The sequence below is a fragment of the Bradyrhizobium sp. 23 genome (assembly GCF_023073295.1).
GTDB classification, from domain to species: domain Bacteria; phylum Pseudomonadota; class Alphaproteobacteria; order Rhizobiales; family Xanthobacteraceae; genus Bradyrhizobium; species Bradyrhizobium canariense_D.
This window is the reverse complement of record NZ_JADPJF010000148.1, coordinates 459,858-475,879: the sequence shown is the minus strand read 5'-3', so window position 1 is coordinate 475,879 and position 16,022 is coordinate 459,858. Positions and strand designations below refer to the sequence as shown.

The 16,022-nt window shown below is 64.0% G+C and carries 16 protein-coding genes; 12 read left to right on the top strand and 4 right to left on the bottom strand.

Annotation, left to right across the window (positions count from 1 at the left end; all coding sequences use genetic code 11):
- Positions 1-98 precede the first annotated feature (98 nt).
- Complete coding sequence (locus IVB32_RS35605) at positions 99-254, bottom strand: hypothetical protein (RefSeq protein WP_007593402.1); 156 nt, start codon at positions 252-254, stop codon at positions 99-101.
- A gap of 233 nt (positions 255-487) precedes the next feature.
- On the opposite strand from IVB32_RS35605, the gene IVB32_RS35600 reads away from it, so the two are divergent.
- The 7 genes from IVB32_RS35600 (at position 488) to IVB32_RS35570 (ending at position 6,085) form a co-directional block, all read left to right on the top strand.
- On the top strand, positions 488-1,471 hold the full coding sequence (locus IVB32_RS35600) for a Ku protein (RefSeq protein ID WP_018458552.1): 984 nt from the start codon (positions 488-490) through the stop codon (positions 1,469-1,471).
- A gap of 57 nt (positions 1,472-1,528) precedes the next feature.
- Positions 1,529-1,765 carry a hypothetical protein gene (locus IVB32_RS35595; RefSeq protein WP_018458551.1) on the top strand — a complete coding sequence of 79 codons (237 nt, stop codon included), beginning with the start codon at positions 1,529-1,531 and terminating at the stop codon, positions 1,763-1,765.
- Between the two features lie 169 nt (positions 1,766-1,934).
- The gene (locus IVB32_RS35590) at positions 1,935-2,117 is read left to right on the top strand and encodes a hypothetical protein (protein WP_018458550.1); all 183 of its coding nucleotides are present in this window, start codon (positions 1,935-1,937) and stop codon (positions 2,115-2,117) included.
- Between the two features lie 192 nt (positions 2,118-2,309).
- Positions 2,310-2,474, top strand: coding sequence for a Flp family type IVb pilin (locus IVB32_RS35585; RefSeq protein WP_018458549.1), 165 nt, complete (start codon positions 2,310-2,312; stop codon positions 2,472-2,474).
- 185 nt (positions 2,475-2,659) lie between these two features.
- The gene (locus IVB32_RS35580; protein ID WP_018458548.1) at positions 2,660-4,222 is read left to right on the top strand and encodes a hypothetical protein; all 1,563 of its coding nucleotides are present in this window, start codon (positions 2,660-2,662) and stop codon (positions 4,220-4,222) included.
- A 175-nt stretch (positions 4,223-4,397) separates the two neighbouring features.
- The gene (locus tag IVB32_RS43235) at positions 4,398-5,393 is read left to right on the top strand and encodes a glycosyltransferase family 2 protein (RefSeq protein ID WP_018458547.1); all 996 of its coding nucleotides are present in this window, start codon (positions 4,398-4,400) and stop codon (positions 5,391-5,393) included.
- Between the two features lie 8 nt (positions 5,394-5,401).
- Positions 5,402-6,085 carry a class I SAM-dependent methyltransferase gene (locus tag IVB32_RS35570; protein ID WP_018458546.1) on the top strand — a complete coding sequence of 228 codons (684 nt, stop codon included), beginning with the start codon at positions 5,402-5,404 and terminating at the stop codon, positions 6,083-6,085.
- Position 6,086: 1 nt separating this feature from the next.
- On the opposite strand, the gene IVB32_RS35565 is transcribed toward IVB32_RS35570, so the two are convergent.
- Positions 6,087-7,283, bottom strand: coding sequence for a hypothetical protein (locus tag IVB32_RS35565; protein ID WP_247412886.1), 1,197 nt, complete (start codon positions 7,281-7,283; stop codon positions 6,087-6,089).
- 78 nt (positions 7,284-7,361) lie between these two features.
- On the opposite strand from IVB32_RS35565, the gene IVB32_RS35560 reads away from it, so the two are divergent.
- The 4 genes from IVB32_RS35560 to IVB32_RS35545 all read left to right on the top strand — a co-directional run bounded on the left by IVB32_RS35560 (position 7,362) and on the right by IVB32_RS35545 (position 12,616).
- The gene (locus IVB32_RS35560; RefSeq protein ID WP_247412884.1) at positions 7,362-7,562 is read left to right on the top strand and encodes a hypothetical protein; all 201 of its coding nucleotides are present in this window, start codon (positions 7,362-7,364) and stop codon (positions 7,560-7,562) included.
- Positions 7,563-7,730: 168 nt separating this feature from the next.
- Entirely contained in the window at positions 7,731-8,150 is a 420-nt protein-coding gene (locus IVB32_RS35555; RefSeq protein ID WP_026233607.1) for a hypothetical protein, read from the top strand.
- A gap of 215 nt (positions 8,151-8,365) precedes the next feature.
- Positions 8,366-10,000 (top strand): thiamine pyrophosphate-requiring protein, encoded by a 1,635-nt coding sequence (locus tag IVB32_RS35550; protein ID WP_018458542.1) that lies wholly within the window; start codon positions 8,366-8,368, stop codon positions 9,998-10,000.
- A gap of 114 nt (positions 10,001-10,114) precedes the next feature.
- Positions 10,115-12,616, top strand: coding sequence for a GAF domain-containing protein (locus IVB32_RS35545; protein ID WP_018458541.1), 2,502 nt, complete (start codon positions 10,115-10,117; stop codon positions 12,614-12,616).
- Positions 12,617-12,622: 6 nt separating this feature from the next.
- Here the strand turns inward: IVB32_RS35545 and IVB32_RS35540 are convergent, their stop codons facing one another.
- Both IVB32_RS35540 and IVB32_RS35535 read right to left on the bottom strand, forming a co-directional pair.
- Positions 12,623-14,203, bottom strand: coding sequence for an MDR family MFS transporter (locus IVB32_RS35540; protein WP_018458540.1), 1,581 nt, complete (start codon positions 14,201-14,203; stop codon positions 12,623-12,625).
- Positions 14,204-14,358: 155 nt separating this feature from the next.
- Complete coding sequence (locus tag IVB32_RS35535; RefSeq protein ID WP_026233606.1) at positions 14,359-14,874, bottom strand: YcgN family cysteine cluster protein; 516 nt, start codon at positions 14,872-14,874, stop codon at positions 14,359-14,361.
- Positions 14,875-15,169: 295 nt separating this feature from the next.
- On the opposite strand from IVB32_RS35535, the gene IVB32_RS35530 reads away from it, so the two are divergent.
- A partial coding sequence (locus IVB32_RS35530) for a transglycosylase domain-containing protein (RefSeq protein ID WP_247412882.1) occupies positions 15,170-16,022 on the top strand: 853 nt, incomplete at its 3' end.

The window sequence follows — 16,022 nt, the reverse complement described above, 5'->3', positions numbered from 1 at the left end:
CCCCGCCATGCCACCGGACGAACCGACGGCATGGCGGGCGCAATGTGCCGCGTTACGCGGCGAGTCGGAAGGTGCAAACCGTCCGGTCGATCTGCCGATCAGGTCCGGAAGAACACGAACCAGATGACCGCGAGGATCAGGATCGCGAGCCCGGTTGATATGGCGAGCAGCGCCGCCACCGACGGCCCAGGCTCGCCCTGGCGCGCCTCCGTCGGAGTTTCCACGATCTGACGTTGGTCTCGCGTGGTTGCCATGGTGACCTCAATTTCTGGCCGTCGCATCGGATGGCCGCGACTCCTCGCGGCGAATGTCCAGTGGCAACGCATGATCGGATATGATGTTCCGGTTTTTGCAGCCGGATCGGGCTGCAACCGCGCGCCGGGCGGCCGATTAACGCAGTTGCAAGATTCAGCGATCCGCCTTGCTATGATTCGGTGTTCCCCGATGGTATCTTCGTCTTCTGTCCCCGTTGCGTTTGGAGTAGCCCATGGCCCCCCGCGCCAATTGGAAGGGTTTTCTGCGTTTGTCGCTCGTGACCTGCCCGGTCGCGCTCTATCCGGCCACTTCGGATACCGAGAAAGTCTCGTTCAACCAGATAAACCGCAAGACCGGCCACCGGATCAAGTACCTCAAGGTCGACGCCGAGACCGGTGACGAGGTGACTTCGGAGGACATCGTCAAGGGCTACAAGGTCGACACCGACACCTATATCGAGGTCACCAAGGACGAGCTCGACGACATCGCGCTGGAGTCCACCCACACGATCGAGATCGACGAGTTCGTACCGAAGACCGACATCGACAGCCGCTATCTGATCCGCCCCTACTATCTCGTGCCCGACGGCAAGGTCGGCCACGACGCATTTGCGGTGATCCGCGAGACGATCCGGAGCATGGACAAGGTCGCGATCGGCCGCGTGGTGCTGACCAACCGCGAGCACATCATCGCGCTGGAGCCGCTCGGGAGCGGCCTGATGGGGACGCTGCTGCGCTACCCCTACGAGGTGCGCGGCGAGAAGGACTATTTCGACGACATCCAGGACGTGAAGCTGACCAAGGACATGCTCGACCTTGCAAAGCACATCGTCGAGAAGAAGTCCGGCGCGTTCGAGCCTGAGCTGTTCGAGGACCATTACGAGACCGCACTGATCGACCTCATCAACAAGAAGCGCAGCGGCGCGCCCATCGCAGCAAAGGCCGCGCCCAAGACCAGCGGCAACGTTATCAACCTCATGGACGCGCTGAAGAAGAGCATCGCGAACGAGAAGGACGCAGGCCCCGCGGCGAAGGTGGCCAAGGACGTGACCAAGGACGCCGTCAAGGGCAAGAAGCCGAAGAAGCGCGTCGAAGGCCAGCGTGAGATGCTGCTGCCGATCACCGGCAAGGGCGGCAAGGACACTGCTGCGAAAGCCGCTCCCAAAAAGGCGGACAAGCCGGTGCGCGCGCCGGCCCGGGCGAAGAAGGCCGGCTAGCGGCATCGCACAGCGCCGACGCCGTGATGCTGCCCCTCGTCGATCGGCCGACCTGACATGCCCTGGTCGACCGCGTTCGACGAACCCATCTCGTTACGTGGCGGGCGCAAGCTGCGGACGCTGCAAGAAGCTGCCGATCACATCATGCGACTGCCCGAGGATACGCAGGATGCGAGCCACTGGCAGACCGCGATCGAAACCCTGATCAACGCGGCCGAGACCGGCGGCGGCTGGATGATGTTCGCCCGCATCGCGGTGTTGCGGGCGCTGAATGCGGACGGTCGGCGCGAGTGAGCCGGGCGCCCCGCTCGAGAACAGGCTCAACAATCCGTTAAGTCAAGCCGCGCTTTCAGCGTCTGCCTGCGGCCGGAGGGCACGTAATCCTACGGAAGACAAAATTAACCGACGCTTCCCGCTCAGCGCAGCATCGTCGCCCCTCGATTGAACTCGGGGTTGCAGGCTCGTGAAGCAGCAGGACGCCAGAAAGAATTACATCGGCATCGTCAACGACGCGGCCGAGGAAGAAAGCCTGGCCGGCAGCTCCGCGCGAGCGCAGCCGTCCGTGGTCAGCTATCTGGTCGGACGTCTGGCGATAGTGCTGAAACGCTCCAGCAAGGCCGCACCGGAACGCCAGATCTCGTCCTGAGACGGGATGACGACATCGCCAAATGCGTCCGAATTGGGTGACGAAACCTTAAGTCAATCGATGTCACCATATCAAACGGCAGGTGAGGACCATCCGCCCTGCGTTTTGGCGCGCTCACGAAAACTTAGTGAATCAATTTACCATTCCGAAAACGGCACCGGCCTAGGTTGGACGGATGAACAGGAGTTGACGATGACTTTGCTCAAGTCATTTCTTGCCGACGAAAATGGTGCCACCGCCATCGAGTATTGTCTGATCGCCACCGGCATCGCGTTCGCGATCATCACGGCCGTGAACAACACGGGCAGCGCACTCCTGAGCAGCAAATTCAACTCGATCAGCGCGGCGATGAAGTAGCCGGCATAGCCGGCGCGCCGCAATCGCATCAGCACGAATCCGCGTGCAGCGCGCCGGATGATAGGCTCCTCCTTCCGATGCGGCGGCGACCCCAGTTTGATTTTCGCGAAGTTCGCATTATTGGCGTTGTGTCGCGCGGTTGCGCTGTCGTAGAGCGTAAGCTCAAACTCTAGCGGCCCTATGACATGATTCCTTCCGACAAGCCGACCTCGACAATCTGGGCTCGTCTTGGCTCGGACCGATCGACGCCGATCAGCGTTCTTGCTGTCCTGGCGGCCCTGTCGTTTCTTCCGGTGCTGCTGACCGCTATCCCCGCGATGGTCGACTATCCCAATCATCTCGCCCGGATGTACATTCTGAGCCAGAACGGCACTCCCAATGCCAATCCGTATTACGAAGTGGCCTGGGCATTCTATCCCAACCTTGGAATGGATCTGCTGGTCCCGCAAATGGCGCGGCTGATCAACGTCGAGAACGCCACGCGCCTGTTTCTGCTCCTGAGCCAATTGCTGATCGTCGGAGGCGCGCTTTTGCTCGAATGGGCCCGGAAGGGACGGGTCCATCTCGCCGGCTTTGCGGCGCTCGCTTTCCTTTATTGTCTGCCGTTCAGCTGGGGCTTCGTGAATTTCGAGTTCGGACTGGGCCTCGCTCTTTGCGGCATCGCCGTCTATCTGATGCTCGCGGAGCGCCCATGGCCACTGCGTTTCGTCGTCAACATGGTCTTCGTCGCTGCGCTGTTTGCAGCACATTTCTTCTCCCTCGGCGTCTATGGCGCGACGCTCGGCGTCTACGAGCTCTCGCGCATCCGCCATGGGCGAAGGTCGTACGGGGTCGCCGCCGCGCGGCTCGGCGCGTTGGCCATACCGGCGCTTGCCCTCTTTGGGATCATGCGCATGACCGCGGGATCGATCGGAAGCGAAGGAACGAGCTGGTTCATCGGATTCAAGCCGATCTGGCCGTTGCGCATCATGAACGGTTACAATCTGACAATCGCAGCGGCGACCGGGCTTACGCTGATGGTCTCGCTGTTCTTCGCCGCAAGACGCGGCGTCCTCAAGCTCGAAACAGCCGGGACCTGGCTCGCGATCGGCTTCGCGCTGCTCTACGTCGTCATTCCCTCGAAGCTGTTCGGAACCTCGTTCGTCGACCTGCGCGTCATTCCCGCTGCGGCTCTGATCCTGCCGGCCTTCTGCTCGCTGACGCTGCCCAGCCGGGCGTGGAGAATGGCAGCGCTCGCCGCGATCAGTGGCGTCATACTGATCAATCTCGCCGTCGTGCTCACGGTGTGGCTGCCTTACCGCACCGACTATGCGGCCATCGTCGAGTCGTTCCACAAGATCGATCGCGGCTCGCGCATCCTCGTCGCCAGCACGGACGACAATGGAGACCCGCCCTTCGCCGACCTCACCTCATATCCGATGTACTATGCACCTACGCTGGCCGTGCACTATGCCAACGCGTTCGTGCCCAATCTATTCACGGAAGCGGGCAAGCAGCCCGTGCGGCCACGCGAGGACGTGCGCCGTCTTGCCATTCCCTACGGGGGGCCGGTGCCGCTGGGCGTGCTTACCGCGATTGCGGCAAGCCGGCCGCCGGCAGGCGTTCCGCCGTTCGTCCGCACCTGGCATCAGGACTTCGACTATCTCTATGTCCTCGGGCCGCGAGCCGCAAACCCGCTGCCGGATCTGCTGGAAGCGCTGGACACCTCTGAGCGATTTGTTCTCTACAAGATCCGCCGCAAGTCCTAGACCGCAAGTCCTAGGCCGAAGCCGCGGCTGCCCAGCGTGGTTAATCGGGCATCACCATCTGCACCCGCCTTTTGGAAGCCACCGCGGTGCCCCATATCCTTAATGGTTGTGGCAAGGCGACCTTAACCACCGCCGGCATAGACTTCCGCTCCTGCAACGAGTTGGACTCTCTCGCATGGCGGCCAATTTCCAGTCGATCCGCTACAGCCTCGTCATCCCCGTGTTCAACGAGGAAGCCGTGCTGCCGGTGCTGCTGCGCAGGCTCGACCTCGTCTTGTCCCGGCTCGACGGGCCGGCAGAGGCGATCTTCGTTGACGACGGCAGCAGCGATTCCAGCTCGATCGTGCTACAGGCACTCGCCACGCGCGACCCGCGCTTTCGCTATATCGGCCTGTCGCGAAATTTCGGGCATCAGATCGCCATCACCGCCGGCATGGACGCCGCGCAAGGTGAAGCGATCATCGTCATGGATGCCGATTTGCAGGATCCGCCCGAAGTGATCGAGCAATTGATCGCAAAATGGCAGGAAGGCAACGACATCGTCCACGCCCGCCGCCTGTCGCGCGACGGCGAAAGCCGATTCAAGCGCGCGACCGCGCATCTGTTCTACCGGCTTCTCGGCAGGATGTCCTCGGTCGGCATCCCCGCCGACGTCGGCGACTTCCGCCTGATCGATCGCAAGGTGCTCGACGCGCTTCGGCAGATGCCGGAGCAGGACCGCTTCGTACGCGGCATGATCGCCTGGCTCGGCTTCCGGCAGGCGGAGGTCACCTTCCACCGCCTCGAGCGAGCAGCGGGCGAGACCAAATATCCGCTGTTCAAGATGCTGCGGCTCGCGATGAACGCCGCGCTCGGCTTTTCCGATCTGCCCTTGCGCCTGGCAATCTGGTGCGGATTGACGGTCTCAGGTCTGGCACTGCTCTATGGCGGCTGGGTGATCCTGTTGTGGCTCAGCAACGATAGTCATCTCGTGACCGGCTGGTCCTCGACGATGGTCGTCATGTCCCTGCTGTGTGGAATGAACATGCTGATGACGGGTATCGTGGGGCTTTACGTCGGCCGCATCCATGCCGAGGTGAAACGTCGACCGCTCTACGTGGTGCAGACCCGCGCTGGCTTCGACCGCAACGAGGCGGCAGCCGCACCCGCGATCCACGCCGTCAACGAGTGACACAGCGCATGACCGAGCTCTTCGACGGCTATCACGACAACTACCGTGACGTGGTCCAATCCTCGATCGACTTCTCCGGCTTGCCGCATCATTTCTTCATGCGCGCCAAGGCCGATCTGCTGGGCAACCTGATCGCGCAGCGGCTCGACACGGAGAGGCCCGACATGCTGGACGTCGGCTGCGGCGTAGGCAGCCTTCATCCACTGCTGCACGGCATGGTCGGCCGCTTGAGCGGCATCGACGTCTCGTCGGCCAGCCTGGCGCAGGCGCGCGCTGACAACGGCAGGGTCGACTACCGTGAGTTCGACGGCCGCACCTTTCCTTTCGACGATGCCAGCTTCGATCTGGTCACGGCCGTCTGCGTGATGCACCATCTCGTGCCAACGGAATGGGCGCAATTCATCGCGGAGATGCGGCGCGTGACGCGCCCCGGTGGACTCGTCTGCGTCATCGAGCACAATCCGTACAACCCGCTGACCCGTCTTGCCGTCGCGCGTTGTGAGTTCGACCGGGACGCCGTCTTGCTCGGGGCCGGCACAACCCGAAAATTGATGGCTGCCGGCGGCTTGCGCGAGATCGGTGCGCGCCATTTCCTGCTGCTGCCCTGCGACACCAAGCCGTCGCGGCGTCTCGAAGCGACCCTGAGCGGCGTGCCGCTCGGCGGCCAATACGCCGCCTACGGGACCGCTTGATCTATCTTTGCGGTATATCTCGCCGCTTGTGCACGACCGCCACGTCGTCGCTGTAGACGCGCTGCCATTGGGGCAGCCGGTCCAGCATCGCTATAGCCGGCGTCCCCGGCGCGAGCAACGTCGCGCCGATGCTGTATTCGTCGAGCAATCTGAGAAAGTCGCCGAGATCGACGAGCGCCAGGGCGCGATTGTAGCGGTTGATGAACGCTCCCCCGTACAGTTCACCGCGACCGTCGATAAAGGTGGGAATGCCGGCAAAGATCAAATAGCCACCGAAGGTATAATCGTTGAGCACGTGCCCCGCTGCGGCGAGGTTGGCTTCAGCGATGGCAGCCTGAGGGGTGATGGCCGGAGCCGGCCGTATATCACGGGCCAGCGTCGCCCCGCTCACCGCAATCAACACACCGAGGGCGGCCAGGTTCAGGCGGCGCGACGAGCCGGCCGCATCTTTCCCAATCGGTCCGCCGAACTTTCGCCCCAGCGGAGCCGCCAGATAGAGCGGCGCCAGCATGGCCAGCAGATCCGCATTGCGGATCTGGGCCAGCGCGAAATGCAGCAAGCCGATCACGACCAAGGCCCGGACCACCGGCAGCGTCACGCCGCGCGAGAGCGCGAAGATCCCGGCCAGCAGCAACAGCTCGAAGAAGCCTATATGGCTGAAATCCTGCGGCCGCCATTCCGCGATCCAACCGAGCGCGGGGCCGAGGCCGAGCGTGGTCAGCGGCATCAGCAGCGGTTCCGGCCCGTAGGGGGTCAGGCAGGACGCCGCGACCGCAAGCGCCGTGAACGGCAGCCAACGCAGGAATACGCGTGGCCATTCACTACGCTCCTCGCAGAGCAGCGCCTCGAGCCCTGCAGGGCCGATCAGTCCAAGCGCCAGCACCACACTGCCGTGCAGATTGGCCCACACGACCAGCAGCGGAAGGGCCCAGTACGGCGGAGGCCCTCGACAATCCATGCAGCGTACCAGGGCCGCCGCCCAGGTCACCATCAGCGGCAGCACCAGTACATGTGGCCGCGCCAGCATATGCGGCGCCAAGAGGATGACGGCCACGATCACCATGAGCAGCGTCTGGGTCGGCGAAAGCTCGCGCAGCAGGAAGAAGGTGAACAGGCCAAAGGCGAGCGCTATCGCCGCGGCGCCGACGACGAGGACGCCTGGCCAGCCGGCGAGCGCGTAGGCTGCGGCGTAGATCACCTCCGAGAGCCATTCGAAGGTGATCCAGGGAGCGCCGTGCCTCGAAAAGGAAAATGGGTCGGTCGCTGGCAGCGTGCCATGCGCGATGATCCAGCGCCCGACCTCGATGTGGGAATAGCTGTCGGGATCATTGAGCAGCCGCGGTCCAAGGATCAGCAGCAGGCCATAGACGCCAAGGCTCACCAGCCAGGGAAGCGCCGCACGCGCCGAAAACGGTTGAACCTCGCTGTGGACGACCTGGTCACTCATGGCGAGCGCAAGTTAGGGCGCAAGCGTTAAATTCCTCTTTGACTTGACAGGGCCTGGCTTGGTGCGCGGCGGGCCGGTCACGCTTTGTGAACTATATTCCCGGTAGCGAAATCCGGGCTGCGGCGCTTTGACGACCATGCGGGTCCTGATACGCTTCACACTGTCAATCGACGAACCACGGCGGCTTGAAGGATGCGGATGAGAAGCGTGATGCTCTTGGCTTTCAGCCTCATCTTTGTTGGCGTCTGGTCGCAGGACAGCGCGAGAGGGCAGACTTCGGCCGCGCCGTCGGTTTCGCTTTCTCCGCCCAATGCATCGCCGCCGCATGCGGGCGCCAAAACTTCCAGACCTCCGCCGGCAGCATCCATCAGAGAAGCTTCGCCGCCGGTGATCGGCGGGCTTCCATCGGCGCCGAACCCAGCTGCCGACTACGATGGCTTCAGCGTAGGTATCGGCGACGGCAACGACACCTCGAGCCAGGTAGTCCCGCCTGTGAGGTCACGCAATGCGAAGGGCTCCAGGGCCGATCCGGGTGCGAAAGGCGCCGCTGAGCAATTGATCGATCAAGAAGACGAGTCGCTGAAACGCAAGCTGATGATCTGCCAAAGCTGCAAGTAGCGGTCGTAGTCCGGATGGAGCGCAGCGAAATTCGTCACTGGTCTATCCGGGTGGAACGGCCCCGGATTGCGCTGCGCTCCATCCGGGCTATGGCACTCGCTGCATAGCTGACCCACCGCGACTCTCATCGTCCGCGCTTTACCCTCCCCGGATTTCCTGATCCTCTCTCCCCTAATCGGCCGGAGCAACCGGCCTACGCCAGGGAGAGAGACGCCATGAAGCTCGGCACCGCGATTGCGGAAATCATGAAGCGCGAGGGGATCGGGATCCTCTGCGGCTATCCGGTCAACCATCTGATCGAGCATGCGGCCAAGGCCGATATCCGGCCGGTGATGGTGCGGCAGGAGCGCGTCGGCATCCACATGGCGGATGCGATCTCGCGGGTGACATCGGGACGCTCGATCGGCGCGTTCTGCATGCAGCATGGCCCCGGTGCGGAGAATGCGATGGGCGGCGTTGCGCAATGCTACGGCGAATCCGTTCCCGTACTGGTGCTGCCAATGGGCTATCAGCGCAGGCTTGCGCATATCGAGCCGAACTTCAATTCCAGCGAGGCGATGAAGGCGTTTTCGAAATCGTCGGAGCCGATCATCCTGGCCGCGGAAGTCGCCAACATTTTTCGCCGCGCCTTTACCAAGCTGAAGAACGGCCGCGGCGGCCCTGTGATCGTCGAGATCCCTGCGGACATGTGGAACGAGGAGGTGCCGGAGCCGCTGAACTACACGCCTGTGCTGCGCACCCGCTACGGCGCGGATCCCATTCATATGAAGGAGGCGGCCGACCTGCTCGTCAACGCCAAGCGCGCGGCGATCTATGCCGGCCAGGGCGTGCATTACGCCCAGGCGTGGCCACAACTGAAGCGGCTGGCCGAACGGCTCGCCATTCCCGTCACGACCAGCCTTGGGGGCAAATCGTCCTTCCCGGAAACGCATCCGCTCTCGCTCGGCTCCGGCGGCCTTGCGGTGCCGCGCGCCGTGCCGAAGTTTCTGGCTGAGGCCGACCTCATTTTCGGCATCGGCTGCTCCTTCACTGAAACAAGCTTCGGCATCGCGATGCCCAAAGACAAAACCATCATCCACTCCACACTCGATCCGAACCATCTCAACAAGGACGTGGAAGCCAGGATTGGCCTCGTCGGCGATGCCGGGCTTGTGCTCGACGCGCTGCTGGAGGAGATCGGCAAGACCGTCAGCGCGGATCGCGACGCGTCGGCGGTGGCAGCCGAGATCGCGGCTTCGCACAAGGAGTGGCTGGCGAAATGGATGCCGAAGCTCACCAGCAATGATGCGCCCTTGAGCCCCTATCGCGTGCTGTGGGACCTGCAACATACCGTCGACATCCGCAACACCATCATCACCCACGATGCCGGCAGCCCCCGCGACCAGCTTTCGCCGTTCTGGAAGTCGGTCGAGCCCCTCACCTATCTTGGCTGGGGCAAGACGACGCAACTCGGCTACGGCCTTGGGCTGGCCATGGGCGCAAAGCTCGCAAAGCCTGACAAGCTCTGCATCAATGTCTGGGGCGACGCCGCGATCGGCTTCACCGGCATGGATTTCGAGACCGCGGTACGCGAGCGCATCCCGATCATGTCGATCCTGCTGAACAATTTTTCAATGGCGATCGAATTGAAGGTGATGCCGGTCTCGACCGAGAAATATCGCTCGACCGACATTTCCGGAGACTACGCCGCGATGGCGCGCGCCTTCGGCGGCTATGGAGAGCGGGTGACGAGACCTGAGGACATCACCCCCGCGATCAGGCGCGGCATCCAGAAGACGCAGGAAGGCGTTCCCGTGCTGCTGGAGTTCATCACCAGCAAGGAGACCGAGGTGTCGCGGCCGGGCACGTGAAGCGGGCCGGATTCCGGCAGCAAAACTCGCTGTCGCGGAGGCTGGCTCCGGCCGCAGGAGATGTGATAATCCGCCTCGGTGCCGCGCTTGTCGCGGCATCAAGCCGGATTGCGAATGACCGCCCCTTCCAACGACATCGCGGAATTTAAACGCCTGTTGCAGGCGGCCACAGCCGAGAACGCGCAGCTTCGCAGCGAGCTCGCGATTGCGCGCGATCGTCAGAACGCCAGCGCCGGGATTCTGCGCACCATCGCGGCCTCTCCGTCCGATGCCCGGCCGGTCTTCGAGGCGATCGCGTCCAGCTCCCGGCGCTTGCTCGGCGGCTTCTCCGCCACCGTGCTTCAGTTCATCGAGGACGAGCTCCACCTCGTGGCGTTTACACCAACGAGCCCCGAGGCGGACGAAGGGCTCAAGGCGTCGTTCCCGCGCAAGATTGCCGACTTTCCGACCTTTGCGCTGGTGCGTGGCGGCGAGACGATCCAGTTTCCCGATAGCGAAGCCGCGGAGGTCCCGGAGCTGAATCGGAACCTTGCGCGGCTGCGCGGCTTCCGCAGCGTGCTGTTCATGCCCCTGATGAATCGGGCGACGCCAGTCGGCATGATCAGCGTCACGCGCGCCGAGCCCGGCGCGTTCGCAGCCGACCACGTCCAGCTGCTCCAGACCTTCGCCGATCAGGCAGTGATCGCGATCGAGAATGCGCGCCTGTTCAACGAGACACGCGAGACGCTGGAGCGTCAGACCGCCACCGCCGACATTCTGAAAGTGATGGCCGCCTCGCCGTCCGACGTACAGCCGGTGTTCGACGCCATCGCGGCCAATGCCAACCGGCTGATCGGCGGCTTCTCCACCGCGGTGCTGCGCTACATTGGGGGCGCGGCGCACCTTGCGGCGTTCACGCCGACCGATCCGGCCGGCGATCGCGTGCTGCAGGCCTCGTTCCCGGTGCCATTCGCGCAGTTCCCGCCCTACCGGCTCGTGGCCAATGGTGTGGCGGCGCAATTGCCCGACACCGAAGTCGAACCCGCAGCCCGCGACATCGCGCGCGCCCGGGGCTACCGCAGCATGCTGTTCGCGCCCTTGATGAGCGACGGCGCGGCGATCGGCGTCATCATCGCCACGCGGCGCGCGACCGGCGCGTTCGGCGAGCATCACGTGCGGCTATTGCAGACCTTCGCTGACCAAGCGGTGATTGCGATCAAGAATGTCAGCCTGTTCAACACCACGAGGGAAGCGCTGGAACGGCAGACCGCGACCGCCGACATCCTCAAGGTGATCGCGGCCTCGCCCGCGGATGTGACGCCGGTGTTCCAGGCGATCTCCGACAGCGCCAAGTCCCTGGTCGGCGGACATTCCTCCACCGTCACGCGCGTCATCGACGACCTGCTGCACCTGGCCGCCTTCAGCACCGACAACGAAGCCGGCAATGAAGAGCTGCTCAATTCGTTCCCGGTGCCGCTGTCGGCATCCGGCATTCACAGCCGGGTGGCAAGAAGCGGAGAGTTCGCATTCCGCAGCGACATGCAGAACGAGCCCGACCTCACGGACGCCATGAGAGAGCTGGCGCGGACGCGAGGCTATCGCAGCATCCTCGTGATCCCGATGCTACGCGACGGCGTCGCGATCGGCACCATCGGCGTGACGCGGCCGGAGGCCGGTCCTTTCCCGGACAAGGCGATCGCCCTGCTCAAGACCTTTGCAGACCAGGCCGTGATCGCCATCGAGAACACGCGCCTGTTCAACGAGGTGCAGGACCGCACCCGGGACCTCGCCAAATCGCTCGACGATTTGCGCGCTGCCCAGGACCGGCTGGTCCAGACCGAGAAGCTGGCTTCGCTCGGCCAGCTCACCGCCGGCATCGCGCACGAGATCAAGAACCCGCTCAACTTCGTCAACAACTTTGCATCGCTCTCCGCCGAGCTGACGGACGAGCTGAACGCGGCGCTCGCGCCTGTCCCGCTCGCGGACGACGTTCGTAGCGAGGTCGACGAGCTGACCGGACTGTTGAAGGACAATCTCGCGAAGATCGTGCAGCATGGCAGGCGCGCCGACTCCATCGTCAAGAACATGCTGCTGCATTCCCGCGAGGGCGGCGGCGAGCATCGGCTGAGCGACATCAACGCACTGGTCGAGGAGAGCCTCAACCTCGCCTATCACGGCGCCCGCGCCGAGAAGCCACAGTTCGACGTGACGCTGAAGCGCGAGCTCGATCCGGCGGCCGGACAAGCGGAAGTGTTTCCGCAGGAGATCACCCGGGTGCTGCTGAACCTAATCTCGAATGGCTTCCACGCGGTCGCCAAGCGCAAGTCGGATGACGGCGCCGCCGATTACGAGCCGGTAGTGATCGCCGCGACACGCGACCGGGGCGACAGTATCGAGATCCGCATCCGCGACAATGGCACCGGCATTCCGCACGAGGTGAAGGAAAAGATGTTCGATCCGTTCTTCACCACCAAGCCGGCCGGCGAAGGCACCGGCCTCGGATTGTCGATGAGCCACGATATCGTGGTGAAGCAGCACGGCGGCACAATCGACGTCGCGACGGAGCCCGGCGCGTTCACCGAGTTCACGATTCGATTGCCGCGAAGCAGCAGCTTTCCGGACGGACGCCGCGGCTAGCGGTTCTTATTCCGCCATCTCGACGGGTTGCGTCGTGGACGGACCGGCCAGCGGCCGCTCCTCCATCATGATCAGGCAGAGCGCGGCGCCAGCCATCAGCGCGGTGGCGGCGCCGAAGACGTAGCGGAACGCATGCCGCATGTCGTCCGCGGGGATCGCATTGACGGCGCCGTGATGCTCGCCGGCGAGCGGAACGTCGGCACCGAGCGCGATGAGCAGGATGGCCGCGAACGCCGCAACCGTGAACGAGGACATAAGCGAGCGGAAGAAGTTCAACGCGCCCGTGATGGTGCCGACCTGCGGACGGGCGACCGAATTCTGCACCGAGACGACGCAGACCGGAAAGGTGGTGCCGAGGCCAAGCGCAAACGCAGCCATCAGCGTCAGCAGCGCCCAGAGCGGCAACGTCGTCAACGTGAGGCCGAGGCCGCACAGCGCTGCCCAGGACGTTCCTACGATGGCGACCCGCTTGTAGTGCTTGGCCCGCGCCATGGTGCGACCAGCGATGGCCGCGCCGCAGGTCGAGACCGCCGCGAGCGGAATCAGCGCGAGGCCCGCTTCGCTGGCGCTGAGGTGATAGACCGCCTCGTAATAGAGCGGCAGCTGCACCGTGAGGCCCGTGATCGCACCGAGCGCGCAACCGCCGGCCGTCAGCCCGAACGGCACAACCGATCCTCCGAGCAGCGGCAGCGGCAGGAACGGCTCTTCCGCCCGGCGCGCGTGCCACACGAAGGTGACCGCGAGCGCTACAGCGCCGCCCACCATCGCAAGCACGGTGGGCGAGAGCCACGGGAAGCGCGTGCCCCCCCAGGTCAGCACCAGCATGAAGACGACGGCAGAGGCCATCAGCAGCACGCCGCCGATCCAGTCGACCTTGCGCTTGCGGTGGAACACCGGAATCTTCTTCATCCTGGGCAGCAGCAACGCGATCGCCGCCGCCGCGAGCGGCACATTGATCCAGAAGATCATCGACCAGTGCAGATGCTCGGCGAACACGCCGCCGATGACCGGGCCGAGAATGCCGCCGACCATCCAGACGCTGGAGAAATAGGCTTGATACTGGCCGCGCTCGCGTGGGCTCACGACGTCGGAGATCACGGTCTGCACCACCGGCATGATGCCGCCGCCACCCAGTCCCTGGAGACCGCGTGCAAGAATCAGCATCGGCAGGTTCGGAGCGATCGCGCACAGCACCGAGCCCGCGACGAACAGGCTGAGCGAGATGATGATCATCACACGGCGCCCGTAGATGTCGCTGAGCGTGCCGAAAACCGGCGCGACCGCGGTCGAGGCGAGCAGATAGGCGGTGATGACCCAGGAGAGATTGGAGACGTCGTGGAACTGGCGTCCGATGGTCGGCAGCGCGGTGGCGACGATGGTCTGGTCCAGTGCGGCCAGGAACATCGTCAACATCAGGCTGATGACGATGGTGCGGACCTCGTCCTGCGACAGCGGCGCCGGCGGCGCGAGCGAAGGAGCGTCATCGACGCTCAAGACCTCGCTCGGAAGGCGCGACAATTCCTCGGCGATGTCGTCGGGCAATGTCTGGGTGTCGGCAGAACTGCTCTGCCGCTCGAACTTGTTCATCTCGACCGGAAGCCATGAGGCGGCGCAACACCGCGAAGGATTCGTTCTATGCAGTCAATGTAGACCGCAAAGTTCTTCTCAGGCAGGCACCGCGGCGCATGGGAGCATCCCACCCCACGGCCATCGCGAGGACGTGATCTACCTGGTGCGGCGGATCAGTCCTTCGGACGTCGCTTCAGGCGCGCCCGTTTTGGCAGCTGCGCCGGCCACTGCACGATGTGGTTCTCGAGCTCATCGTCCGGAATCTCGACCTCGCTGCCTTCGACCCGTCCGCGTACGGAGACGCCCGCGTCATGCACGGTGTCGGGATCGCCTGACACCAGGGGATGCCACCAATAGAGGTCGCGGCCTTCCGCAACAAGCTTGTAGCCGCAGCTCGGCGGCAGCCAGTTCAGGGTGCGGACATTGGCCGGGGTCAGGCGGACGCAGTCCGGAACCTTGTCGGAACGATTCGCGTAGTCCTTGCAGCCGCAGGTCACCCCATCGAGCAGCTTGCAGCCGACATGGGTGAAATAGATGTCGCCGGTGCCATCTTCCTCGAGCTTGTTCAGGCAGCAGCGGCCGCAGCCGTCGCACAGGCTCTCCCATTCGGGCCCCGACATCTCTTCCAACGTCTTGGTTTTCCAGAAGAATCCTTCCTGGCCTGAAGGTCGTTTGGGAGCTGCGGTCATGCGCCTCAACAAAAGTTCGAAAGAGCTACGGTTGGTGCCATCTAGGGCGTGCGGCCGTGGGGCTGCAAGCAACGCCCGCGTGAGGCCCGTAATGAACCGGGGTCAATTAGGCCTGTTGTTCAAAATCGCAAGCGTGACCATTGGTTTATAGGCCCTGCTCGGCTAGAAGGAACAGCGAGTCCCCACCGTCGCTGGCCGGGCGCCTTGGGTTTGCCGCAACACTCCCGCAAGACGTCTCGATGCCGCCCCCGGCCGGGTGCTTGAACGCTTTCGAACCAAGCCGCAAGGGTTCTAGGTGCGCCAGATCATACCACCGCATTGGAAGGCCCGGATCCGGAATTTCTTCCTGGACCTCGATGCGCGCATCGACTCCTCGCTGTTCTCCTCGGCCAAGGGCATCCGCGAGCTCTACGAGCGCTACTCGACCTTCATGGACCGCTTCTATGTCGGGCGTTGGAAGCGCTGGGTGTTCATCGAGCCGCTGTCGGAGGCCGCGACGCTGGGCCTCGGCGGCCTGGTTGTGATGCTGACCCTCGCCATCCCCGCCTTCCGCGAGACCGCGGACGAGGACTGGCTGAAGAAGTCCGACCTCGCGGTGACCTTCCTCGACCGCTACGGCAACCCGATCGGCAGCCGCGGCATCAAGCACAACGATTCGATCCCGTTGGAAGATTTTCCGGACGTGCTGATCAAGGCGACGCTCGCGACCGAGGACCGCCGCTTCTACGAGCATTTCGGCATCGACATCGCCGGCACCGCGCGCGCGCTCGTCACCAACGCCCAGGCCGGCGGCGTCCGCCAGGGCGGCTCTTCGATCACCCAGCAGCTCGCCAAGAACCTGTTCCTGAGCAACGAGCGCACCATCGAGCGCAAGGTCAACGAAGCCTTCCTCGCGGTCTGGCTGGAATGGCGCCTGACCAAGAACGAGATCCTCAAACTGTATCTCGACCGCGCCTATATGGGCGGCGGCACCTTCGGCGTCGACGGCGCCGCGCATTTCTACTTCAACAAGTCGGCACGTGACGTGACGCTCGCCGAAGCCGCGATGCTCGCCGGCCTGTTCAAGGCGCCGACCAAATACGCGCCCCACATCAACCTGCCCGCCGCCCGCGCCCGCGCCAATGTCGTTCTCGACAATCTCGTCGACG